General features: G+C 65.7%; 18 protein-coding genes. 13 read left to right on the forward strand and 5 right to left on the reverse strand.

The annotated features are described in order from the left end of the window. Nucleotides 1-259 precede the first annotated feature (259 nt). Nucleotides 260-1,219: an aminoglycoside phosphotransferase family protein gene (locus tag ACXJL8_RS11545; protein ID WP_456619531.1), complete on the forward strand. Its 960-nt coding sequence runs from the start codon at nt 260-262 to the stop codon at nt 1,217-1,219. A gap of 426 nt (nt 1,220-1,645) precedes the next feature. Here ACXJL8_RS11545 and ACXJL8_RS11550 read toward each other — a convergent pair whose 3' ends face one another. After that, entirely contained in the window at nt 1,646-1,903 is a 258-nt protein-coding gene (locus tag ACXJL8_RS11550; protein ID WP_456619661.1) for a hypothetical protein, read from the reverse strand. Between ACXJL8_RS11550 and ACXJL8_RS11555 the strand changes: the two genes are divergently transcribed. The 8 genes from ACXJL8_RS11555 to ACXJL8_RS11590 all read left to right on the forward strand — a co-directional run bounded on the left by ACXJL8_RS11555 (nt 1,815) and on the right by ACXJL8_RS11590 (nt 10,197). Beyond that, complete coding sequence (locus ACXJL8_RS11555) at nt 1,815-3,437, forward strand: ABC transporter substrate-binding protein (RefSeq protein WP_456619532.1); 1,623 nt, start codon at nt 1,815-1,817, stop codon at nt 3,435-3,437. The two genes, ACXJL8_RS11550 and ACXJL8_RS11555, sit on opposite strands and share 89 nt — an antisense overlap. A gap of 245 nt (nt 3,438-3,682) precedes the next feature. Beyond that, complete coding sequence (locus ACXJL8_RS11560; RefSeq protein WP_456619533.1) at nt 3,683-4,696, forward strand: ABC transporter permease; 1,014 nt, start codon at nt 3,683-3,685, stop codon at nt 4,694-4,696. 3 nt (nt 4,697-4,699) lie between these two features. Then, the gene (locus ACXJL8_RS11565; RefSeq protein WP_456619534.1) at nt 4,700-5,599 is read left to right on the forward strand and encodes an ABC transporter permease; all 900 of its coding nucleotides are present in this window, start codon (nt 4,700-4,702) and stop codon (nt 5,597-5,599) included. 91 nt (nt 5,600-5,690) lie between these two features. Beyond that, nucleotides 5,691-7,472, forward strand: coding sequence for a dipeptide ABC transporter ATP-binding protein (locus tag ACXJL8_RS11570; RefSeq protein ID WP_456619535.1), 1,782 nt, complete (start codon nt 5,691-5,693; stop codon nt 7,470-7,472). A gap of 19 nt (nt 7,473-7,491) precedes the next feature. Beyond that, nucleotides 7,492-7,671 (forward strand): DUF4089 domain-containing protein, encoded by a 180-nt coding sequence (locus tag ACXJL8_RS11575; RefSeq protein WP_456619536.1) that lies wholly within the window; start codon nt 7,492-7,494, stop codon nt 7,669-7,671. 7 nt (nt 7,672-7,678) lie between these two features. Beyond that, a complete protein-coding gene (locus tag ACXJL8_RS11580; RefSeq protein ID WP_456619537.1) occupies nt 7,679-9,076 on the forward strand; it encodes an AtzE family amidohydrolase in 1,398 nt (465 codons plus the stop codon). A gap of 1 nt (nt 9,077) precedes the next feature. Beyond that, the gene (hpxZ, locus tag ACXJL8_RS11585; protein WP_456619538.1) at nt 9,078-9,470 is read left to right on the forward strand and encodes an oxalurate catabolism protein HpxZ; all 393 of its coding nucleotides are present in this window, start codon (nt 9,078-9,080) and stop codon (nt 9,468-9,470) included. A gap of 4 nt (nt 9,471-9,474) precedes the next feature. Next, nucleotides 9,475-10,197: a GntR family transcriptional regulator gene (locus tag ACXJL8_RS11590; RefSeq protein ID WP_456619539.1), complete on the forward strand. Its 723-nt coding sequence runs from the start codon at nt 9,475-9,477 to the stop codon at nt 10,195-10,197. A gap of 2 nt (nt 10,198-10,199) precedes the next feature. Here ACXJL8_RS11590 and ACXJL8_RS11595 read toward each other — a convergent pair whose 3' ends face one another. Then, nucleotides 10,200-11,750 (reverse strand): AMP-binding protein, encoded by a 1,551-nt coding sequence (locus ACXJL8_RS11595; protein ID WP_456619540.1) that lies wholly within the window; start codon nt 11,748-11,750, stop codon nt 10,200-10,202. An 18-nt stretch (nt 11,751-11,768) separates the two neighbouring features. Further along, on the reverse strand, nt 11,769-12,923 hold the full coding sequence (locus ACXJL8_RS11600; RefSeq protein ID WP_456619541.1) for an iron-containing alcohol dehydrogenase: 1,155 nt from the start codon (nt 12,921-12,923) through the stop codon (nt 11,769-11,771). Nucleotides 12,924-13,307: 384 nt separating this feature from the next. Between ACXJL8_RS11600 and ACXJL8_RS11605 the strand changes: the two genes are divergently transcribed. From ACXJL8_RS11605 to ACXJL8_RS11615, 3 genes are all read left to right on the forward strand, one after another. Continuing rightward, nucleotides 13,308-14,525, forward strand: coding sequence for an efflux RND transporter periplasmic adaptor subunit (locus ACXJL8_RS11605; protein WP_456685007.1), 1,218 nt, complete (start codon nt 13,308-13,310; stop codon nt 14,523-14,525). Beyond that, on the forward strand, nt 14,522-17,689 hold the full coding sequence (locus ACXJL8_RS11610; RefSeq protein ID WP_456619543.1) for an efflux RND transporter permease subunit: 3,168 nt from the start codon (nt 14,522-14,524) through the stop codon (nt 17,687-17,689). Before ACXJL8_RS11605 ends, ACXJL8_RS11610 begins: the two co-directional genes overlap by 4 nt. Before the next feature lie 94 nt (nt 17,690-17,783). Beyond that, nucleotides 17,784-18,962: an ABC transporter substrate-binding protein gene (locus tag ACXJL8_RS11615; RefSeq protein ID WP_456685008.1), complete on the forward strand. Its 1,179-nt coding sequence runs from the start codon at nt 17,784-17,786 to the stop codon at nt 18,960-18,962. 92 nt (nt 18,963-19,054) lie between these two features. On the opposite strand, the gene atzF is transcribed toward ACXJL8_RS11615, so the two are convergent. Together atzF and ACXJL8_RS11625 are read right to left on the reverse strand one after the other, a co-directional pair. After that, nucleotides 19,055-20,863: an allophanate hydrolase gene (atzF, locus tag ACXJL8_RS11620; protein ID WP_456619654.1), complete on the reverse strand. Its 1,809-nt coding sequence runs from the start codon at nt 20,861-20,863 to the stop codon at nt 19,055-19,057. A gap of 206 nt (nt 20,864-21,069) precedes the next feature. Next, nucleotides 21,070-21,573, reverse strand: coding sequence for a MarR family winged helix-turn-helix transcriptional regulator (locus ACXJL8_RS11625; RefSeq protein ID WP_456619545.1), 504 nt, complete (start codon nt 21,571-21,573; stop codon nt 21,070-21,072). Nucleotides 21,574-21,734: 161 nt separating this feature from the next. Between ACXJL8_RS11625 and ACXJL8_RS11630 the strand changes: the two genes are divergently transcribed. Next, nucleotides 21,735-23,585, forward strand: coding sequence for a feruloyl-CoA synthase (locus ACXJL8_RS11630; protein ID WP_456685009.1), 1,851 nt, complete (start codon nt 21,735-21,737; stop codon nt 23,583-23,585). Nucleotides 23,586-23,695: the final 110 nt, after the last annotated feature.

Below are 23,695 nucleotides of genomic sequence, written 5' to 3' on the forward strand. Positions count from 1 at the left end.
GCTCCGCCAGTTCGAGCGCGCCAGCCCGGAGCGGTAGTATGTTGCGATTGGATCTGGCTGCAACCGCAGGCGAGGCGCGCTCCCTCCCCCGCTTGCGGGGGAGGGCTGGGGAGAGGGTGTTTCCGCAACGGGACAATCCCCAAGAGGAAAGAGCCCTCACCCGCGCCTTCGGCGCGACCTCTCCCGCAAGCGGGAGAGGTACACCGCCTTCTCGGTATGCACCGAATCAACCAAAGCCGCCTTGCACGAGCTTTTGCGGATGACCAACGTTGCATCGCAAGAGCTGCCGGCTTTCGCCGACGCGCAAGCCTTTCGCGCCTGGCGCTCCGATCCGCCGCAATGGCTGCCGATCGCAATCGACATCGCCCGCGGCCACGGCCTCGACGCCAGCTCGCCGCATGTGTTTTCGACTGGCACCAATCTCGTCGTAGGGCTCAGTGAGAACCTGATCCTGAAGGTCTTCCCGCCGCTCTTGCGCGCGCAGTTCGTTTCCGAGCGCCGGTCGCTGACCCAGCTCGCAGGCCGTCTTCATCTGCCGATTCCGCAAATCGTCGCCGAAGGCGAGCGCGACGGCTGGCCCTATCTGATCATCACGCGCCTTGCCGGCACGCTCGGCTCGGACGCCTGGCCGTCCTTGCCGGAAGCGCAGAAGGAGCGCCTGCTGCGCCAGATCGGCGAGACCATCGCGGCCGTGCAGCGCGCGCCGCTCGGCCCGCTTGCGCAGATCGAGCCGCGCTGGGACGATTTTATGCGCGCCCAGATCCAGGGCTGCCGCAGCAGGCACGAGCGTCTCGGCCTCGCGCCAAAATTCCTCGCCGGCCTCGACGATCTCCTGCGCGATGCGGCCGCGCTCATCCCGACGAACGCGCCGCCGGTGATCCTGATCGGCGAATACATTCCGGAAAATGTTCTGCTCGCCTGCCGCAACGATCAATGGTCGCTCGCCGGCCTGTTCGACTTCGGCGATGTGCTCGCGGGATGGCGCGACTACGATCTGCTCGGCCCCAGCGCCTTCATGGCCGCGGGCCGGCCGGGGAGGGTGCGCAGCCTGCTCGAGGGTTTTGGCTATTCGAACTTCGATTTCGCACTCAAGCGCCGACTGATGGCGCTGATGCTGCTGCATCGTGCCAGCGACCTCAACAGCCACATCTGCATCGAGGGCTGGCAGGAGCAGGCGGACGATCTCGTCGAGCTTCAGGATTTGATCTGGACCGAATAATCGCTTGCGCCTCGATCTCCACCGTCGTCCCGGCGAAGGCCGGGACCCATAACCCCAGGGAGAAGTTTGGCGAAGACTGGCAGTGAAGATCCGTCCCGCGGTACTGGCACCGGCACTCACCGACAGGTCACGCGGTATGGGTCCCGGCCCCCGTGCGCAATTGCGCACTAGGCCGGGACGACGTTCGAGATTGTTGAAGGGGCGCGACCCAATCACACTGTCGTCCTGAACAAGCGAGCGAAGCGAGTGCCGATCCAGGACCCATTACCCCAGGGAGAGGTTGTCGCGCGAAGCTGGTCCCTACGAGTCTTCGCAAAACCACTCCCTGGAGTAATAGGTCCTGGCTTTCGCCAGGACGACGGCCGTCGAATAGGGGCGCCCACCAAATAAGCCAACGCCTCGCACAGCTTATTTCGTAAGCAAAATCTATTCTTTGTATGCAATGAAGGCGGCTGCCCAAACGGCGACCAGATCGTTCGCCTCTGAATTCTTGTTCAATTTCAGCACCTTAATCTGATCGTAAGCCCCCGTTAAGCTTTGGCACGAACCTTGCGAATCCAGTTCCAACCAGAAACTTTTGAGTTGGAGCGATTTCATGAAGCGCCGCGATTTCCTCAAGTCCGTTTCCGGATTGGCCGCTGGCGCGGCGCTTCCGGCCATGCCGTCGGTGATGTCGTCGGCCAAGGCCGATGCCCGCTCGGAGACGCTGCTGATCGTCTCGGAAGGCGGTCCCAACAATCTCGACATCCATGGCGTCGGCACCAACGTGCCCGGCTATGAAGTGTCCTGGAATTGCTACGACCGGCTGATCAGCCACGAGATGAAGGCCGGTCCCGGCGGCGTGCCCTATTACGACCGCGACAAGTTCAAGGGCGAGCTCGCCGAGGACATGAAGATCGACGACATGTCGGTCACCTTCAAGCTGAAGAAGAACGCCAAATTCCACGACGGCACGCCGGTCACCGCCAAGGACGTGAAATGGTCGCTCGATCGCGCCGTCAGCGTCGGCGGCTTTCCGACCTTCCAGATGAGCGCGGGCTCGCTGACAAAAGCCGAGCAGTTCGTCGTGATCGACGACACGACCGTGCGGGTCGATTTCGCCAAGAAGGACCGGCTGACGATTCCCGACCTCGCCGTGATCGTTCCCTGTATCGTCAACTCCGAGCTGGTGAAGAAGAACGCCAGCGAGAAGGATCCCTGGGGTCTCGAATTCACCAAGCAGCAGACCGCGGGCTCCGGCGCCTACAAGGTGACGAAGTGGACCGCCGGCACCGAAGTGATCATGGAGCGCAACGAGGATTGGGTCGGCGGGCCCTTGCCGAAAATCAAGCGCGTGATCTGGCGCATGGTGCCGCAGGCCGGCAACCGCCGGGCGCTGCTCGAGCGCGGCGACGCCGACATCTCCTACGAATTGCCGTTCAAGGATTTCCAGGAGATGAAGGCGAGCGGYAAGCTCAACGTGGTGTCGCTGCCGTTCTCCAACGGCATCCAGTATATCGGCATGAACGTGACCAAGCCGCCGTTCGACAATGTGAAGGTGCGGCAGGCCATCGCCTATGCGCTGCCGTACCAGAAGATCATGGACGCCGTGCTGTTCGGCCTCGGCAATCCCATGTTCGGCGCCGCCAAGGACAAGCCGACGGAAGTCGCCTGGCCGCAGCAGCACAAATACAACACCGACATGGAGAAGGCGAAGGCGCTGCTGGCTGAAGCCGGCTACGCCAACGGCTTCGAGACCACGATCTCGTTCGACCTCAACTTCGCCGGCGTCAACGAGCCGCTCTGCGTGCTGGTGCAGGAATCACTCGCCCAGCTCGGCATCAAGACCACCATCAACAAGGTGCCCGGCGCCAACTGGCGCACCGAATTGAACAAGAAGGAGATGCCGCTCTTCACCAACGTGTTCTCCGGCTGGCTCGATTACCCCGAATACTTCTTCTACTGGTGCTATCACGGCAACAATTCCGTCTTCAACACCATGAGCTACAAGTCGGCGGAGATGGACAAGCTGATCGATGGCGCGCGCAATGCGGCCGCAACCGGCGACACGGCGACCTACGGCACCGACGTGAAAGGCTTTGTCGATCTCGCCTATGCCGACGTCCCGCGCATCCCGCTGTACCAGCCCTTCGTCAACGTCGCGATGCAGAAGAACATCAGCGGCTACCAATACTGGTTCCACCGCCGCCTCGACTATCGCGCGATGGCGAAGGGGTGAGGCGTCATGCTGATCGTCGGCGACGCATCGGCATGTGTTGGTTTCTTTCACTGGAGTGAGGTGGGCACTGTCCTCTCATTCCCTCCCCCCTTGTGGGGGAGGGGCAGGGAGAGGGGTAGCCACGAACTCCGATCTCTCCCGGAGCCACCCCCCTCCCTAGCCCTCCCCCACAAGGGGGGAGGGAACGCAGCGGCGCAAGCAGCCCAAGTCCGTTCCCAATTGCCAGACAGAAGGAAAGCACTCCCATGCTGACCATGATCGGCAAGCGCCTGATGTTCGCGATTCCGTCGCTGATCGGCGTCGTCATCGTCACCTTCCTGCTGACGCGCGCGCTGCCCGGCGATCCCGCCGCGTATTTCGCCGGCCCCGCCGCGACCAAGGAAGCCGTCGAGCAGATCCGCAAGAAGCTCGGCCTCGACCGGCCGCTGATCGAGCAGTTCTTCCGCTACACCAACGATCTCGCCCACGGCGATTTCGGCAACTCGCTCACCACCGGCCAGCCGGTCGCGGCCGAGATCCGCAACCGCCTGCCGGCCTCCGCCGAGCTGACGCTGCTCGGCCTCATCGTCTCGATCGTGATCGCCATTCCGCTCGGCGTGCTGGCGGCGACGCGGCCGGGATCATGGGTCGACCACTTATGCCGGGTGACGACGACGGCCGGCGTGTCGCTGCCGGTGTTCTTCACCGGGCTGGTGCTGGTCTATGTCTTCTATTTCCGGCTCGGCTGGTCGCCTGCGCCGCTCGGACGGTTAGACGTGTTCTACAGCGCGCCGCCGACGGTCACCGGCTTCTACCTGATCGACACCCTGATCGCGCGCGACTTCGAGGCGTTTCGTTCTGCGCTGAGCCAGCTCATCCTGCCCGCGACGACGCTTGCGATCTTCTCGTTGGCGCCGATCGCGCGCATGACCCGCGCCTCGATGCTGGCGGTGCTGTCGTCGGAGTTCGTCCGCACCGCCCGCGCCAGCGGCCTGTCGCCGGCGACCGTCATCGTCACCTACGCCTTCCGCAACGCGATGCTGCCCGTCATCACCACGCTCAGCATGGTGTTCTCGTTCCTGCTTGGCGCGAACGTGCTGGTCGAGAAGGTGTTCGCCTGGCCCGGCATCGGCTCCTATGCGGTGGAAGCGCTGATCTCGTCGGACTTCGCGCCGGTGCAGGGTTTCGTGCTGACCATGGCGGTCATGTACGTGCTTTTGAATCTGGTGATCGACATTCTCTATGGCGTGATCGATCCACGTGTCAGGTTGGAGGGCTAAACCATGAGCTCCGTTGCGCCTGCTGTCGAACCCGTGGGTCCCGCGCGCACCTCGGGACTCGCCGCGATCCTCGAACAGACCCGTTACGTTCTCGGCGAGAACAAGGTCACGGGCTTCGCCTTCGCGCTRCTGATCGTGATCCTCGCTGCCGCGATCTTCGGTCCCTATGTGGTGCCGTATGATCCGCTGGCGTCCGACACCGCGGCGTCGCTGAAGCCGCCCTCGGCCGCGCACTGGTTCGGAACCGATCAATTGGGCCGCGACATCTTCAGCCGCGTCGTGGTGGCGACGCGTCTCGATACGTTCATCGCGGTCGCCTCCGTCGTGCTGGTGTTTCTGATGGGCGGGCTCGCCGGCATCGCCGCCGGCTATTTCGGCGGCTGGACCGACCGTATCGTCGGCCGCATCGCCGACACCATCATGGCCTTTCCGCTGTTCGTGCTGGCGATGGGCATCGTCGCAGCGCTCGGCAACACCGTGCAGAACATCATCCTGGCGACCGCCATCGTCAACTTCCCGCTTTATGCCCGTGTTGCGCGCGCGGAAGCCAATGTCCGCCGTAACGCCGGCTTCGTGCAGGCGGCGCGGCTGTCGGGCAACGGCGAATTCCGCATCCTCTTGGTGCACATTCTGCCGAACATCATGCCGATCATGATCGTGCAGATGTCGCTGACCATGGGCTACGCCATCCTCAACGCCGCCGGCCTGTCCTTCATCGGCCTCGGGGTCCGCCCGCCGACCGCCGAATGGGGCATCATGGTCGCGGAAGGCGCCGGCTTCATGGTGTCGGGCGAATGGTGGATCGCGCTGTTCCCGGGCCTCGCTCTGATGATCGCCGTGTTCTGCTTCAACCTCCTCGGCGACGGCCTGCGCGACATCGTCGACCCGCAGCGGAGGACGTGATGGCCAATTTCCGTCCAAAATTCATCAATGATTCCAGTGCCATTCTACTGTGCATGGGGTTGTTTTCGACCTTTTTGATTGGCAGGCACCCATGACCGCCCAGCCGCTCCTCGACGTCCAGGACCTCACGGTCGAATTCTCCACCCGCCGCGGCATTGTGAAGGCCGTGCAGCACGTCAACATCTCCGTCGCCAAGGGCGAGACGCTCGCCATCGTCGGTGAGTCCGGCTCCGGCAAGTCGGTGACGTCCTACGCGGTGATGCGCATCCTCGACCGCGCCGGCAAGATCGCCGAGGGCTCCGTGATGTTCTCCGGCATCGACGTCAAGGCCGCGACCGAAGACCAGATGCGCGATCTGCGCGGCCGCGAAGTCTCGATGATTTTTCAGAACCCGCGCGCGGCACTGAACCCGATCCGGAAAGTCGGCGACCAGATCGAGGACGTGCTGCGCACCCATGTGCAGCAGGCGCCGGTCGCCGATCGAGGTGAGAGGGCGATCGAGGCGCTGGAGCAGGTCAAGATCGCCCGTCCGCGCGAGCGCTACCACGCCTATCCGTTCGAGCTTTCGGGGGGCATGTGCCAGCGCGTCGTCATCGCGCTCGCGCTCGCCTGCAATCCGCAGCTGCTGATCGCCGACGAGCCGACCACCGGCCTCGACGTCACCACGCAGAAAGCAGTGATGGATTTGATCGTCGAGCTGACCAAGCGCAAGTCGATGTCGACCATCCTGATCACCCACGATCTCGGCCTCGCCGCTGCCTATTGCGACCGCGTCGTGGTGATGGAGAAGGGCCGGGTGGTCGAGACCGCCAAGGCCGCCGACATCTTCGCCAACCCGCAGCACCCCTACACCAAGAAGCTGATGCGCGCGACGCCGCGGCTCGGTGTGAGCTTGCGGGATCTGCTGCCGGAGGAGGAGGGCATCTCCCAATCCTCATCAGTCATGGCCGGGCTTGACCCGGCCATCCATCACGCTTCGCAAGACTCGTCTCAGGCGATGGACCCCCGGGTCAAGCCCGGGGGTGACGAGACTCCCAAGCCCCTCCTCCTCATCGAAAAGCTGGTCAAGGAATATCCCCGCCAGGGCGCGACCGCGACGCTCGGCAAGCTGTTCGGCCGCAAGCCGCCGGTCGAGCCGGACGTCTTCCGCGCCGTCGACGGCATCAGCTTCTCGATCGGCCACGGCGAGAGCGTCGGCCTGGTCGGCGAATCCGGCTGCGGCAAATCGACCACATCGATGATGGTGATGCGGCTCTTGGACCAGACCTCCGGCCTGATCCAGTTCGACGGCGAGGACATCGGCGCCATCCAGCCTGCCTCCTTCGCCCGGCTGCCGCAGCGCAGCCGCATCCAGATGGTGTTCCAGGACCCGACCGACAGCCTCAACCCGCGCTTCACCGCCGTGCGCGCCATCGCCGACCCCATCATGCAGCTCGGCGACGTCAGGGGGCGTGACGCGCTCCGGGCGCGCTGCGAGGAGCTGGCCACCATGGTCGGCCTGCCGCTCAACCTGCTGGATCGGTTCCCGCACCAGCTGTCCGGCGGCCAGAAGGCCCGCGTCGGCATTGCCCGGGCGATCGCGCTGCATCCGAAGCTCGTCATCCTGGACGAGCCGACCGCGGCGCTGGACGTGTCGGTCCAGGCCGTGGTCCTCAACCTGCTCCAGGACCTCAAGGCGCGGCTAGGTATGAGCTATCTGTTCGTCTCGCATGATTTGAACGTAGTGCGCTTGCTGTGCGATCGTGTCATTGTGATGCGGACGGGTCGAATCGTCGAGGAAGGCTCTTCCGAGAGGGTTTTGAGCGATCCGCAGGACGACTACACCAAGGAGCTGTTGACGGCGATCCCGCATCCGCCGTTGCCGGTGCACTGAGAGACTGTTTGGGAGCGTGATGGCCGAACCGCTGGACGATTACATCGACGCCGTCGCGAAAGCGCTGGCGTTGCCTGTCGAGGACGCCTGGCGGCCGGCCATTCGCGCCAATCTCGAGGTCTCGCTGCGGCTCGCCCGCCTGGTCGACGAATTCGCGCTGCCGGACGAGACCGAGCCGGCGCCCATCTTCTCCGTCTGACGCCGCCATGACCACCAAGCCAGATTTGACGGCTGCCGAGATCGCCAAGGCGGTGGCCGGCGGCAAATTGTCCGCGCTCGATGCCACCGAAGCAGCCCTTGCGCGGATCAAGCAGCACGACGGCATCCTCAATTCCTTCACCGACGTCACCGCCGATCGCGCCCGTGCGAAAGCGCGCGCGCTCGATGCCGATGTAGCCGCCGGCAAGACAGTCGGCCCGCTCGCCGGCGTCCCCTTCGCGGTGAAGAACCTCTTTGACGTCGCGGGCCTGCCGACGCGGGCCGGCTCCAAGATCAACCGCGACCTTGCGCCCGCCAAGCGCGACGCCACGCTGATCGAACGCATGGAAGCCGCTGGCGCCGTGCTGGTCGGCGCGCTCAACATGGGCGAATACGCCTACGACTTCACCGGCGAGAATGTCCACGACGGGCCCTCGCGCAATCCGCACGACACCACGCGGATGAGCGGTGGCTCCTCCGGCGGTTCGGGGAGCGCCGTCGGCGGCGCGCTGGTGCCGATCGCGCTGGGATCGGACACCAACGGTTCGATCCGCGTGCCATCGTCGTTCTGCGGCATCTTTGGCCTGAAGCCGACCTATGGCCGGCTGTCGCGGGCGCGCTCCTTTCCGTTCGTCGCGAGCTTCGATCATCTCGGCCCGTTCGCGCGCTCGGTCACCGATCTCGCGCTTGCCTATGACGCGATGCAGGGGCCGGATCCCGACGATGCCGCCTGCACGACCACGCGCGGTCTGGAGCCGACGACGCCGCTGCTCGCCAATCCGGTTTCGGACCTGCGCATCGCGATTGCCGGCGGCTACTTCCAGAAGAACGTGTTTCCGGAAGCCGTCGAAGCCGTCAGCCGCGTCGCCAAGGCGCTTGGCGCGACGCAAATCGTCGATGTGCCTGAAGCCGCGCGCGCCCGTGCAGCGGCTTACGTCATCAGCACGACCGAAGGCGCCTCGCTGCATCTCGATCGCCTGCGCAAGCGCCCGAACGATTTCGATCCCGCCGTGCGCGACCGGCTGATCGCCGGCGCGATGGTGCCGGCGCCGCTGGTCGACCGCGCGCAGAAATTCCGCCGCTGGTATCGCGCGCAGTTTTCCGAGATCTTCAAATCCGTCGACGTGCTGATCGCGCCGGCAACGCCCTGCACCGCGCCGAAGCTTGGCCAGGTGAATTTCAATCTCGACGGCGTCGATCTGCCGGTGCGCGCCAATATCGGTATCCACACCCAGCCGATCTCGTTCATCGGCCTGCCCGTGGTCGCGGTTCCCGTGCCGCTCGAGCCGCTGCCGATCGGCGTGCAGATCATCGCCGCGCCCTGGCGCGAGGACATCGCGTTGCGCGTCGCGCACGCATTGGAGAAGATGGGCGTCGTCGCCGCGCCGTCACCGAGAGGAATTTGAAATGGAGATTGATCTCCCCGAGGTGATCGCGGAAGTCAAAGCCGCGTTCGAGCGCTATGAGCAGGCGCTGATCACCAACGATGTCGCCGTGCTCGGCGAGCTCTTCCGCAATGACTCGCGCACGTTGCGCTACGGCATCGGCGAGAACCTCTACGGCTATGAGGCGATCTCCGGCTTCCGCGCCGGCCGCTCGCCGGTCGGGCTTAACCGCCGCACCGCGAAAACCGTCATCACCAGCTATGGCCGCGATACGGCCGTGGCCTCCACTTTGTTCTACCGCGACACGACTCCCGGCAAGGTCGGCCGGCAGATGCAGACCTGGATTCGCTTCCCGGAGGGCTGGCGCGTCGTCGCTGCCCATGTCAGCATCATCGACGAGTCGAAAGAGACCTGATCGGATGACGCTTGACGACTTTCCGCCCGGAACACTGCCGGCCGAGCCGGTGGTGCCGCGCGTCGACCGGGCGCTGCCCTCGCTGCAGAAGGTCACGCGTGCCGAGGAGCTGCGCCTTCAGCTCGCCGACGAGATCGTGCGCGGCGCCCTGCCGCCCGGCGCGCCGCTGGACGAGACCGATATCGCGCGGCGCTTCAGCGTGTCGCGCACGCCGGTGCGCGAGGCGCTGCGTCAGCTGGTGGCGAGCGGCCTGGTCGAGGCACGGCCTCATCGCGGCGCGGTGGTGGCGCAGCCGTCGATCGAGCGGCTGAAGGGCATGTTCGAGGCGATGGCCGAGCTCGAGGCGCTGTGCGCCGGCCTTGCCGCCGAGCGCATGTCGGCGGCTGAGCGACATGGTCTCGAAGCCGTTCACGAAGAGCTGCGGGTGCTGAGCTACGCCGGCAATCCCGACCGCTTCCACGAGGTCAACGAGCGCTTCCACAATGCGATCTATGCGGGATCGCAGAACGGCTACATCGCCGAGATCACGCTCGCAACCCGCGTCCGCGTGCAGCCGTTCCGCCGCGCCCAGTTCCGCAACCTCGGCCGCCTCGCCAAGTCACAAGCCGAGCACGACCGCGTTGTCGTCGCCATCATGCGCGGCGACAAGCAGGGCGCCGCCGCCGCCATGCGCGCGCATATCGAACTGGTGCGCGGGGAATACGAGATCTACGCGGTGTCGGTTTAGGCTCACACGATCCGCGACGCCTTGTTGCCCCAATACCGATCCCGCAGCAGCCGCTTGTAGAGCTTGCCGGTCGGCAGCCGCGGCAGCTCTTTTTCGAAATCGACCGAGCGCGGCACCTTCTGGCGCGACAGCGATGCCCCGCAGAAGGCGATCAGTTCCTCCGCCAGCGCCGGCCCGGGCACCACGCCCGGCATCGGCTGCACCACCGCCTTCACCTCTTCGCCGAGATCGGCATTGGGCACGCCGAACACGGCGGCATCCGCGACCTTCGGATGCGTGATCAGCAGGTTCTCGCACTCCTGCGGATAGATGTTGACGCCGCCGGAAATGATCATGAAGGTCGCGCGGTCGGTGAGGTAGAGGAAGCGGTCCGCGTCGACATAGCCGACGTCGCCGACCGTGCTCATGCTGCCGTCGGCCGAGCGCGCCTCTTTCGTCTTCTCCGGATCGTTGAAATATTCGAACGGCGATGCCGTCTTGAACCACACCTGGCCGGGCGTGCCGGTTGGGCACGGCCTCATGTCCTCGTCGAGGATGTGGAGGTCGCCGAACAGCACCTTGCCGACGGTGCCGCGATGGGCGAGCCACTCTTCGCTGTTGCAGGCGGTGAAGCCGAGGCCTTCGGTCGCGCCGTAATATTCGTGAATGATCGGTCCCCACCATTTGATGATGTCGTCCTTGACCAGCGCCGGGCAGGGTGCGGCGGCATGGATCGCGATCTCCAGCGATGACAGGTCGTAACGGCTGCGCACCTCCTCCGGCAGCTTCAGCATGCGCGAGAACATCGTCGGCACCAGCTGGGTGTGGGTGATGCCCCAGCGCTCGACGAGCTGGAGATAGCGCTCGGGATCGAAATTCTCCATGATGATCACGGTGCCGCCCATGCGGATCGTCAGGTTCACGGCCGCTTGTGGCGCCGAGTGATAGAGCGGCGCCGGCGACAGATAGACCATGCCCTCGCGGTAGTGCCAGAGCTTGGTCAGGAAATCGAACAGCGGCAGATTGTGCTTTGGCGGCTCCTCCGGCAGCGGCCGCAGGATGCCCTTCGGCCGTCCCGTCGTGCCCGACGAATACAGCATCGCGGTGCCGAGCCACTCATCCGCAATCGGCGTCGTCGGCAGGTCGGCGGTGACCTCCGCAAGGCCGACGATACGCTCGCTCTCGCCGGGTCCGTCGGCGACGATGCAGAGCTTGACGTCCGGACACACGTTGATCGCCTCGCGCGCGATGTCGAGCTTCGCCACCGACGTGATCAGGATCTTGGACTGGCTGTTGACGAGGAGATAGGCGAGTTCGCCCGCGGTGAGGAAGGAATTGATGCAGGTGTAGTAGAGGCCGGACCGCTCGCCGGCGCCGCAGGCTTCGAGATAGCGGGAATTGTTCTCCATGAAGATCGAGTAATGGTCGAGCCGCCTCAATCCGTGCCTGCGAAACAGCTGCGCCAGGCGATTACTGCGCGCATCGAGCTCGCGATAGGTGACGGTCTCGCCGGTCGCCGCCATGATGAAGGCGGGTTGCAGCGGGCGCAGGCGGGCATGCTGACCTGGATACATCAGTCCTCCGGTTTTGAACTATGCGGCGAGAAGCAGGATTTCGCGCACTTGCGCGGGGCCGTCGATCTTGCGCGGGTTGCGCGGGATCCAGTTGGTGCGCATCGCCTGTTCGGCGATGGCGTCGAAATGCTCCGGCGACACCCGCACCTCGGCAAGGCTGCGCGGCATGCCGAGCGAACGGATGAAGGCGTCCAGCACGTCGGCGGCATCCCGGCCGGGAAAGCCCATCGCGGCGGCGACGATGATCTGGCGCTCGGCATTGTCGCGCGCATTCCAGCGCATCACCGCCGGCAGCATGATGCAGGACGTGTAGCCATGCGGCACGTCGAAGGCGGCGCCAAGCACGTAGCCGATGCCGTGGCTCGCGCCCATCGGCACGCCGGCGGCGAGCGCGCCCATCGAGAGCCAGGTGCCGATCTGCGCATCCATCCGCGCGTCGAGGTCGGACGGGTCGGCCTTCACCCGCGGCAGYGCGTCGGCGAGCATGGCGAGGCCCTTCACCGATTGCGCGTCGGCGTAAGGATGCGTCTCGCGCGAGCAGATCGCCTCGACGCAATGGTCGACGGCGCGGATGCCGGTCGAGAGGAACAGCCATTCCGGCGTGTGCACGGTGATGGCGGGATCGAGGATGGTCGCGCGCGGCACCGTCAGCGGATGCCGCAGCATCTGCTTCACATGCGTGCTGCGGTCGGTGACGCCCGCGATCGAGCTGAACTCGCCGCCGGCAATGGTCGTCGGCACGCTGATCTGACGCACGGTCGGCGCATTCATCTCGGGCGCCACGCCCTTGTGCACGCGGATGCGCTCGATGCCGTCGATATCGTCGATGCCGTTGGCGAGGCAGAGCTGCACCGCCTTGGCGCCGTCGGTGATCGAGCCGCCGCCGACGGTGACGATCAGGTCGGCGCCCGCCTCGCGCGCCGCATTGGCAGCAGCGATCACCGCCTCGCGCGGCGTATGCGCCGGCATGGCGTCGAACAGCCCGGCGCAGCGCGCGCCCAGCGCCTCTCTGATCTTCGCGATTTCATCGGTCTGCCGGTTCAGTGTGCCGGACACCATCAGGAAGGCGCGGCGCGTCCCCAGCCGGTCCATCTGCGCGACAACAGCCTCGGCGGCGGGATGGCCGAACACAACCTCCTCGATCGCGCCGTATACGACACGCCCTTGGTGCACGCCTGTCCTCCCGGGACAATTCGTCTTGTTCTTGTGGGGGTAATCTAGCCGAGCCCGTCGCGGCCGTCATGTGCGAAGACGCTGGCGCCTTTCCTCCTCCTCCCTCTCCCCGTTCTTACGGGGAGAGGGGCGGGGTGAGGGGCTCTATCCACAAAGACGATGACAGTCGGGCTCCCGGAATACGCGCGACGCGCGCATTCCGGCCTCTCCCCGCACGCGGGGAGAGGCGAAGGACGACCTGTCAACCCGTCATCCGGCTAGGGCACTCTTCCGAGCGTTGCACTTGCTCTCGTCTTGAAGAATTCATCATTGAAACTCATCTTGTGTCGCCCGCGGGTAGGCGAGTACCCTGATGTTTCTGCGGCGATCATGCGAGGGCCTGGGATGAGCGGACCGGACGGAAGCGAGCAATTTGTCAAAACGCACGATTTCGTTTCGCCCCGGCATTGCGCGATCGCCGGGCTTCTTGTCGCGGCATTCGCCCTCGCCGGCTGCGGCCAGCCGGCCTCTCAGGCGGCCGCCCCTCCGCCGCCGCCGGTGACCGTTGCCCAGCCGGTCAAGCGCACCGTCACCGATTGGGACGAATTCACCGGCCGCTTCGAGGCGACGGAGGAGGTGCAGGTGCGCCCCCGCGTCGGCGGCTTCGTCAACTCCGTCGAATTCCAGGACGGCGCGATCGTGCGTCAGGGCGATCTGCTCTACGTCATCGACCCGCGGCCGTTCGAGGCGGTGGCGGAGCAGGCGGACGGCCAGCTCGCGGACGCACGCGCCAAGGTGGAACTCGCCAAGCGCGAGCTCGACCGTGGCCTGAACCTGGTCCAGACCAGCGCCGTGTCCGAGCAGGTCGTCGACCAGCGCCGCCAGGCCCTGCAGGCCGCGCACGCTGCGGCGACGCAGGCCGAGGGTGCACTGAAGGCCGCGCGGCTCAACATCGAGTTCACCCACGTGACCGCGCCGCTCAMCGGCCGCGTCAGCCGCCATCTCGTCAGCCCCGGCAATCTCGTGCAGGGCAGCGACACCGGCACCTCGACGCTGCTCACCTCGATCGTGACGCTCGATCCGATCTACGTCTATTTCGACATGGATGAGGCGACGTTCATCAAATACAGCAAGCTGTGGTTCGAGGGTAAGCGCCCGAGCTCGCGCGACACCGCGAACCCGGTCCAGGTGACGCTCGCCGGCGAGACCAAGCCGTCGCATGAGGGCACCATCAACTTCCTCGACAACCGCCTCGATGTCTCCACCGGCACGCTGCGCAGCCGCGCCGTGATCAAGAATACCGATCTCTCCATCCTGCCCGGCCAGTTCGGCCGCGTCCGGCTGATCGGCAGCGCGCCCTATGAGGCGCTGCTGATTCCGGATGTCGCGGTTGCCACCGACCAGTCCCGCAAGATCGTGTTCGTGGTCAAGCCGGACGACACCGTCGAGGCGCGTCCCGTGGTGCTCGGACCGCTCGACGAGGGCCTGCGCGTGATCCGCGAAGGGCTGAAGGCGGAGGACCGCGTCATCGTCAACGGCATCCAGCGCGCCCGTGTCGGCGCCAAGGTCACGCCGTCTCCCGCGCAAGCGCCGGCCGGTGGCAAGCCCGGTGACAAGTCATGAATCTTGGCCGTCTCTCCATCAACCAGCCCATCCTGGCGATGGTGCTGTCGATCGTGCTGCTGATCGTCGGCACGCTCGCCTATACCACGCTGCCGGTCTCCGAATATCCGCAAGTGGTGCCCCCGACCGTCGTCGTCACCACGCAATATCCGGGCGCCTCGGCGCAAACCGTGTCCGACACCGTCGCGGCTCCGATCGAGCAGCAGATCAACGGCGTCGAGGACATGCTGTATCTCTACAGCCAGGCGACCTCGAACGGGCAATTGACGATCACCGTCACCTTCAAGCTCGGCACCGACCTCGACAAGGCGCAGGTGCTGGTGCAGAACCGCGTCGCGATCGCGCAGCCGCAACTGCCGGACGAAGTGCAGCGCAACGGCGTCGTCACCCGCAAGAACTCGCCCGACATCCTGATGGTCGTGTTCATGCTGTCGCCCGACGACACATTCGACCAGCTCTACATCTCCAATTACGCGCTGCTCCAGGTCCGCGACCAGCTGCTGCGGATCGACGGCGTCGGCGACATCCAGATTTTCGGCGCACGCGATTATTCGATGCGGCTGTGGCTCGACCCTGACAGGATCGCCAATCTCGGCCTGACCTCGACCGAAGTGCTGGCGGCGATTCGCGCGCAGAACGTGCAGATCGCGGGCGGCCAGATCGCGGAGCCGCCGATCGCCGACCGTGCCTTCCAGCCGAACCTCACCTTCACCGGGCGGCTGAAGGACCAGAAGCAGTTCGAGGACATTCTGATCAAGGCCGGCTCCGACGGCCGCACGGTGCGCCTGCGCGACGTCGCCCGCATCGAGCTCGGTGCGCTGGCGTACTCGACCAACAGCTTCCTGCTGCGCAAATCGGCGGTCGCCATGCTGGTGACGCAGCGGCCCGGGTCGAACGCGCTCGCGACGGCCAAGAACATCTCCGACACCATGACGAAGCTCAAGGAGAGCTTCCCGAAAGGCCTCGATTACAATATCGGCTACAACCCGACCGAATTCATCGCACAGTCCGTCCACGAGCTGATCAAGACCATCTACGAGGCCATGCTGCTCGTGGTCATCGTGGTGCTGGTGTTCCTGCAGGGCTGGCGGCCGGCGATCATCCCAATCATCGCGATCCCGGTCTCGCTGGTCGGCACGTTTGCGGTGATGGCGGCGCTCGGTTTCTCCATCAACAATCTCACCTTGTTTGGCCTCGTGCTTGCGGTCGGCATCGTGGTCGACGACGCCATCGTGGTGGTGGAGAATGTGGAGCGCCATCTCGAGCACGGCCTGAGCCGGCGCGATGCCGCGCTCAAGACCATGGAAGAGGTCGGCGGCGCGCTGGTCTCGATCGCGCTGGTGCTGTGCGCGGTGTTCGTGCCGACTGCATTCATCGGCGGCATTTCCGGGCAATTCTTCCAGCAATTTGCCGTCACCATTGCGGTCGCGACCGCGATCTCCTGCTTCTGTTCGCTGACGCTGTCGCCGGCGCTGGCCTCGCAGATCCTCACGCCGCATGAGGAAAAGCGGCCGCCGGCAAGCTGGAATGTCATCGCGCGCGGCTGGAATGCCTTCACCGGCGTCTTCAACCGTGTGTTCGACCGGCTGGCGCATGGCTATGCCGGCGTCGCCAATTTCGTCATTCGCCATTCGGTGGTGATGATCCTGATCTATGTCGTGCTGATCGGCAGCGCCGGCTGGCTGATCGGGACCACGTCGCAAGGCTTTATTCCGGCGCAGGATCGCGGCTACGTCATCATCTCCGTGCAATTGCCGGGCGCGGCGTCGCTGGCGCGCACCACGGAGGTCGTGCGCGAGATCGAGCGGATCTCGCTGGATACGCCGGGTATCATCCGTGTTGCCGCTTTCGCGGGCTTCTCCGGCGCGACGCGCACTCAGGCCGGCAACGCGGCCGCTCTGTTCCCGGTATTCGATGAACCCGAGGTGCGCCTGAAGAAGGGGCTGACGGCGAACGCCATCACGGCCGAGCTGCGCAAGCGGCTCGCCGTGATCCAGGGCGCGTTCATTATCGTCATTCCGCCGCCGGCCGTGCCCGGCATCGGCACCGGCGGCGGCTTCACCATCCGCATCCAGGACCGCCAGGGTCGCGGGCCTGAGCTGCTCGCCGCGGCCACCGACGAGCTTGTTGCGGCGGCGCGCAAATCGCCCTCGCTGCTCGCTCCGACGGTGTTCTCGCCGTTCTCAGCCAACACGCCGCAGCTCTTCGTCGATATCGACCGCACCAAGGCGCAGAAGCTCGGTGTCCCCATCGCCAACATCAACGACACGATCCAGACCTATTTCGGATCGACCTATGTCAACGACTTCAACCTGTTCGGCCGCACCTATCACGTCACCGCGCAGGCTGATTTCCCGTTCCGGAAAGAACCCAGCGACCTCTCGCGGCTGCGCACCCGCAACGGCGCCGGCGACATGGTGATGCTCGGCAGCGTGGTCGAATTCAAGGACGTCTCGGGCCCCGACCGCGTTGCGCGCTACAATCTCTATGCCGCGTCCGAATTGCAGGGCGAGCCGGCGCCGGGCACCAGCTCGACCACCGCGCTCAACGCCATCAAGAAGCTCGCGGACGACACTCTGCCGAGCGGCTTCACCTTCGAGTGGACGGATCTGTCCTATCAGCAGGTCACCGGCGGCAATGCCGGCCTCTACGTGTTCCCGATCTGCGTGCTGTTCGTCTATCTCGTGCTCGCCGCGCAATATGGCAGCTGGACGCTGCCGTTCGCGGTCATCCTGATCGTGCCGATGTGTTTGCTCGCTGCCACCATCGGCGTGCGCATCATGGGCCAGGACGTCAACATCCTCACGCAGATCGGCTTCGTCGTGCTGGTGGGGTTGGCGGCGAAGAACGCGATCCTGATCGTGGAGTTCGCTCGCGACATCGAAAACGAGGGCAAGCCGCGGCTGGAGGCCGTGATCGACGCCTGCCGGTTGCGCCTGCGGCCGATCCTGATGACGTCCTTCGCCTTCATCCTCGGCGTGCTGCCGCTGGTGATCTCGTCCGGCTCGGGCTCGGAGATGCGGCAGGCCGTCGGCGTCGCCGTGTTCTTCGGCATGATCGGCGTCACCCTGTTCGGCCTCCTGTTCACGCCGATCTTCTACGTGGTGGTGCGGAATCTGGCAGAGGGGAAGAACGACGGGAAGCCGAAGGTCGCGGCCTCATAAGTGTCGGTGGTGGCCGCCGGCGCTTCAACATTCACGCTGTCGTCCCGGCGAAGGCCGGGACCCATAACCCCGGGGGGGGGGTTGGGGCGAGCGGGTGGCCGCCGTCGCAACGTCTGCGCTGCTGCTCGCGGCGCCGGCCTTCGCGCAAGGCGTCAAGATCGGCATCCTCAACGACCAGTCCGGCGTCTATGCCGATTACGGCGGCAAATGGTCGGTCGAAGCGGCCAGGATGGCGATCGAGGATTTTGGCGGCGAGGTGCTGGGCCAGAAGATCGAGCTCGTCACCGCCGATCACCAGAACAAGGCGGACCTTGCGAGCTCGATCGCGCGGCGCTGGTACGACGTCGAGAACGTCGACATGATCACGGAGCTGACGACCTCCTCGGTCGCGCTCGCGATCCATGAGCTCTCGAAGGAAAAGAAGAAGATCGACATCGTCGTGGGCGCCGCGACCTCGCGCCTCACCGGCGATGCCTGCCAGCCCTACGGCTTCCACTGGGCCTATGACACCCGCGCGCTCGGCGTCGGCACCGGTGGTGCGCTGACCAAGGCCGGCGGCGACACCTGGTTCTTCCTCACCGCCGACTACGCCTTCGGCTACGCGCTGGAAAAGGACACCAGCGAGATCGTCACCGCCAATGGCGGCAAGGTGCTCGGCTCGGTGCGCGTGCCGCTCAACTCCTCGGACTTCTCCTCCTTCCTGCTCCAGRCGCAGAGCTCCAAGGCGAAGATCGTCGGTCTTGCCAATGCCGGCCTCGACACCACCAACTCGATCAAGCAGGCGTCGGAGTTCGGCATCGTCGCCAGTGGTCAGAAGCTCGCGGGCCTCTTGATGACGCTCGCCGAGGTGAACGGCCTCGGCTTGCAGGCTGCGCAAGGACTGGTGCTGACCGAAGGCTATTACTGGGATCTCAACGACCGCACCCGCAATCTCGGCGAACGCTTCCTCAAGCGCACCGGGCGGATGCCGAGCATGATCCACGCCGGCACCTACTCCGCGACGCTGAGCTATCTCAAGGCGGTCAAGGCCGCCGGCACCAAGGATCCGGATGCGGTTGCCAAGAAGTTGAAGGAGCTGCCGGTCGACGACGACTTCGCGCAGGGCGGCAAGGTGCTCGAGAACGGCCGCATGGTCCACGACATGTATCTGTTCGAGGTCAAGAAGCCATCGGAGTCGAAGAAGCCCTGGGACTATTACAAGCTGCTCGCGACCGTCCCCGGCGACAAGGCCTTCTTCACCGCCAAGGACAGCGGCTGCCCGCTGACGAAGTGATGTGGATGTGGTCCTGGCGAAAGCCAGGACCCATTACCCCGACTGGCCGTTGCTGAAACACGCGGGGTGACGGCGTCTGCGACTCGGCCGGCCTACGCCGTCGCCGCTTCCGCCATATACGCGCGCCAGCCGCCATAGGCGGTGATGTCGCGGGCTTCGGCCAGCACTTCCGGCTCGACGAGAAACCCCTTCACGGCACGGCCGTCGGCAAGCCGGATCGTGCCAATCGCCATCGGCGCGGGAATCGCGTTGACGAATTTGCCGAAGGCGGACGACGACAGCGACCAGATCTCGAGCTCGATCGCGGCGCCCTTGCCGGCTGCGACGCGCAGCATGCCGGGCTTCGGCGGCGTGGTCTGGAGCGCATAGAGCTTGTAGTCGGGCGCGGTCTTCGTCACCTCGATCAGATGTCCGTTCAGCGCCTTCAATTCGCCGTTCAGCGCCATGCCGGAGAGATGCGCGCCGACCACCGCGATCGGAATCTCGTCGCCGCTGCTTGCGGGAGGCAAAGCGAGCGGTGGCTGCGCCACGCCCTTGGCGCCAACGGTCAGCCTGGTATCGGCATGGAAGACGCGACCGATGCTCGCGAGCATCGCGTCGCGACCCGCTGGCGCCAGAAGGGTGATGCCGAACGGAATGCCATCAGCACGCATCGCCGCCGGCAGCGCGAGGCCGCAGAGGTCGAGCAGGTTCACGAAGTTGGTGTAGGTGCCGAGCCGGCTGTTGAGCTCGACCGGATTGGCCAGCACCTGCGCGGTCGTATACGCTGTCGGCGCCGTCGGCAGCACCAGCGCGTCGATGTTGGCGAAGGTGCGTTCGGCGATCTTGCGCAGGCCCTGCAAGCGGTAGAGTGCGGAGAAGGTGTCGGCCGCCGTGAGCCGCGAACCGGCGGCCGTGATCTCGCGCGTCACCGGATGGATCGAATCCGGGGCGGAGGCGAGCAGGTTGCGGATCACGAGATAGCGCTCGGCGACCCACGGCCCCTCATAGAGCAGCCGCGCCGTCTCGTAGAACGGCTCGAGGTCGAACTCGACCAGCTTCGCGCCGAGCGCGGTCCAGCGCTTCAGCGCATCGCCATAGGCCGCTTCCGCTTTCCTGTCGCCGAAGAAGATCAATTGCCCGTTGCGCGGCACGCCGAGGCGGAGATTGGCCGGGAGCGGCGTGATCGCGCCGAGCGGCCGGTCGCGCGAGAACGGATCGGCCTGGTCGGGACCCGCCATCACGGAGAGGGCCAATGCTGCGTCGTCGACCGTCAAGGCGAACACCGAGATGCAGTCCAGCGTGCGGCAGGCCGCCACCATCCCCGCGGTCGAGACCATGCCGAGGCTCGGCTTCAGCCCGACGATGTTGTTGAGCATCGCCGGCACGCGCCCTGAGCCTGCTGTATCCGTGCCGAGCGACAGCGGCACCAGGCCGGCGCCGACGGCGGTCGCCGATCCCGAGCTCGATCCGCCGGGGATCAAATCCTCGCGGATCGAATTGCGGGGGATGCCGTAGGGCGAGCGCACGCCGACGAGGCCGGTCGCGAACTGGTCGAGATTGGTCTTGCCGATGATGATGGCGCCGGCCGCGCGCAGCCGCTCGACCGCGGTGGAGTCGTGCGTCGGCGTATAGGCGAAGGCCGGGCAGGCGGCGGTGGTCGGGAAGCCCAGCGCGTCGATATTGTCCTTCACCGCGACCGGCACGCCGTAGAGCGGCAGGCTGGCGGCATCCTTGCGCGCGGCCAGCGCCTCGGCCTCCGCGATCGCGTCCTTCTCGTCGCGCAGGCTGATGAAGACGGCGGGATCGTTGTGGTCGCGGATGCGCTGGTAGCTGCGCGCGACCGTCTGCGCCGGCGTGGCCGTGCCCGCGCGATGCGCGGCCACAATCGCGGCGATCGTTTCAGGCTGCTCAGCCCCCATTTCAGCCCTCATGGCGACAAAACTCCGACAATCTGTCTTCACCCGGATTGAAGCAAGCGATGTGCCATTGTGTACAGAATCCGGGCAGCGCGGATGCTCCGGATATTATCGGGGAATCAGTGGGTTGGGGGAGATTTCGTGGGTCGGCCGGACCGTCGTGCCAGCGCCCCGTTACGGGCATCTGCACAAATCATGGGCAGTCGGGATCAGGTGAAGCTGGCCAGGATCTGGAGCAGCCGCTCCCGGTTCGCCTTGCCGATCTTCTCTTCCACATGCCGTTCGTGCTCGGCCGCAAGCCGCTTGAACTTGGCCAGCGCGGTCTCGCCCTGCGCCGTGAGATGCAGCGCGTGCGAGCGCCGGTCCGTCTTCGACTTGATCCGCTTCACCAGCTTGCGTTGTTCGAGGCTGTCGAGCAGGTGCACCAGCCGGGCGCGCTCGATGCCGAGGCGTTTTGCCACAGCCATCTGCGAAAGGCCGGGATTGGCGGCGATCACCGTCAGCACCGAATATTGCGTCGGCCGGATGTCGACCTCACCGAGCGTCTTGATGAAGTCCTGAAAAATCCAGATCTGGAAGCGTCGCACCGCGTAGCCGGCGTGCCCGGTCAGCGCGTCGAGGCCGATCGCGTCTGCGTCGCTCCGTCGCGCTGCGCCGTTGCCCGTCCGCTTGCGTGCCAGGCTGCTTGTCTCTCGATCGATTGCTCTATCCACCCATCGTCTCCGCAAACATCGCCGCGCCCCCTTCTCTAGCGCCCGCTGGCATCGAAGGAAAGATTGTTGTTGACGACAACAATTGCCGTGCTCAACATTATCGTCAAGGCAGCCCGGAACGAGGCTGCAGCCGATCCCGGGTCCGGGCGAGGAGGAAACCGATGACAGCCGCCCCACGCGGTGACGCGTCAAGTCTGTTCGCAGCGCCGAAGACCGTCGCCGAGCATCGCGCCGACGGCAGCATCGTGCTGCGCTCACCGGCGCCCTTGCGCGGGAGCGCGCGCTGCATCGGCGACTGGCTGGAGCAATGGGCGCGCGAGAGGCCGGATGCGATCTTCCTGGCCGAGCGCGCCAATGTCGACGCACCATGGACCACCGTCACCTATGCGCAGGCGCTGCGGCAGGTGCGCGCGGCGGCGTCATGGATTCTGGCGCAGGGCCTCGGCGCAGAACGGCCCGTGGTGATCCTGTCCGACAACAGCATTGATCACGCGCTGCTCGCGCTTGCCGCGCAACACGTCGGCGTGCCCTCCGCGGCGATCTCGCCGGCCTATTCGTTGATGTCCAGAGACTTCGACAAGCTGAGAAGCATGATCGCGCTGCTGGAGCCCGGCGCCATCTATGTCTCCGCGTCAAAGCCGTTCACCGCGGCACTCGCCGCGATCAGGCCGCTGCATCGGGCGCCGATCATCAGCGGCAATCCCGACGATGCCGATGCGCTTGCGTTCCGCACGATCCTGGGAACACCCGAGACGCCGGAGGTGGCAACAGCCTTCGCCGCGGTGACGCCGGACACCATCGCAAAATTCCTGTTCACCTCGGGCTCGACCGGGACGCCGAAGGCCGTCATCAACACCCAGCGCATGCTGACCTCGAGCCAGCAGGCCAAGGCGCAGACCTGGACTTTTCTCGAGACGGGCCGCGGCGATCTCGTCATTCTCGACTGGCTGCCCTGGAGCCACACCTTCGGCGCCAACCACAATTTCAACCTCGTGCTGCGCAATGGCGGCTCGCTCTATATCGACGGCGGCAAGCCTGCGCCCGGCCTGTTCGCGACGTCGCTCGCCAATCTCCGGAGCGTGATGCCCACGGTCTATTTCAACGTGMCGCGCGGCTTCGACATGCTGATCGCGGCGCTGCGCGGCGATGAGGAGCTGCGCCGCCGCTTCTTCGGCGAGGTGAAGTTCGCCTTCTATGCCGGCGCCGCATTGCCGCAGAATCTCTGGGATGCGCTCGAACAGCTGTCCATCGAAACCGTCGGCCGGCCGCTGCCGATGGTCTCGGCCTGGGGCTCGACCGAGACCTCGCCGCTCGCAACCGACTGCCATTTCCTCGCCGAACGCTCCGGCAATATCGGCGTGCCTATACCCGGAACCGAATTGAAGCTCGTCGCCTCCGGCGACAAGCTGGAGGTGCGGGTGCGCGGCCCCAACGTCACACCGGGTTACTGGAAAGCGCCGGAGCTGACGCAGCAGGCGTTCGACGAAGAGGGCTTCTATCTCATCGGCGACGCCGTGACATTCGCCGACCCCGCGCGGCCCGAGCGCGGCCTGTTCTTCGACGGCCGCGTCGCCGAGGATTTCAAGCTCAATTCCGGCACCTGGGTCAGCGTCGGCACGTTGCGCGTCGCCGGCATCGCGGCACTGGCGCCGCTCGCGCAGGACATCGTCGTCGCCGGCCATGGCGGCGACGAGGTGCGGTTCCTGGTGTTTCCGAACATCGCGGCCTGCCGCGTCCATGCCGGTCTGGATGAAGCTGCCGGCGTGGATGAGGTGCTGAGCCACGAGAAGGTCAGGACCGCAATCGCGCAGGGCCTCGCAAAGCTCAAGCAGCAGGGCGCAAACTCCTCCGGCCACGCCACGCGCGCGCTGTTGCTCGCAGAGCCGCCATCCGTCGACGGCGGCGAGATCACCGACAAGGGCTACATCAACCAGCGCGCCGTGCTGACGCGGCGTGCGGATGCGGTGGCGCGGCTGAATGATGATGCGCCGGGCGCGTGGATTGGTTTGTAGCTGTTCGCTTGTTCATAACGGCGATCGCGCTTTCTTCACCTCTCCCCGCTTGCGGGGAGAGGTCGGATCGCCCCCGGCGATGCGAAGCATCGTCCGGCGCGATCCGGGTG

Source organism: Bradyrhizobium sp. P5_C11_2, from assembly GCF_054049755.1.

Excerpts from the sequence above, each read along its gene's own strand:
- ACXJL8_RS11590 (WP_456619539.1), top strand. The coding sequence starts at position 9,475 with ATGACGCTTGACGACTTTCCGCCCGGAACACTGCCGGCCGAGCCGGTG.
- ACXJL8_RS11595 (WP_456619540.1), bottom strand. The coding sequence starts at position 11,750 with ATGTATCCAGGTCAGCATGCCCGCCTGCGCCCGCTGCAACCCGCCTTC.
- ACXJL8_RS11610 (WP_456619543.1), top strand. The coding sequence starts at position 14,522 with ATGAATCTTGGCCGTCTCTCCATCAACCAGCCCATCCTGGCGATGGTG.
- ACXJL8_RS11560 (WP_456619533.1), top strand. The coding sequence starts at position 3,683 with ATGCTGACCATGATCGGCAAGCGCCTGATGTTCGCGATTCCGTCGCTG.
- ACXJL8_RS11570 (WP_456619535.1), top strand. The coding sequence starts at position 5,691 with ATGACCGCCCAGCCGCTCCTCGACGTCCAGGACCTCACGGTCGAATTC.
- ACXJL8_RS11580 (WP_456619537.1), top strand. The coding sequence starts at position 7,679 with ATGACCACCAAGCCAGATTTGACGGCTGCCGAGATCGCCAAGGCGGTG.
- atzF (WP_456619654.1), bottom strand. The coding sequence starts at position 20,863 with ATGGGGGCTGAGCAGCCTGAAACGATCGCCGCGATTGTGGCCGCGCAT.
- ACXJL8_RS11575 (WP_456619536.1), top strand. The coding sequence starts at position 7,492 with ATGGCCGAACCGCTGGACGATTACATCGACGCCGTCGCGAAAGCGCTG.
- ACXJL8_RS11545 (WP_456619531.1), top strand. The coding sequence starts at position 260 with ATGACCAACGTTGCATCGCAAGAGCTGCCGGCTTTCGCCGACGCGCAA.
- hpxZ (WP_456619538.1), top strand. The coding sequence starts at position 9,078 with ATGGAGATTGATCTCCCCGAGGTGATCGCGGAAGTCAAAGCCGCGTTC.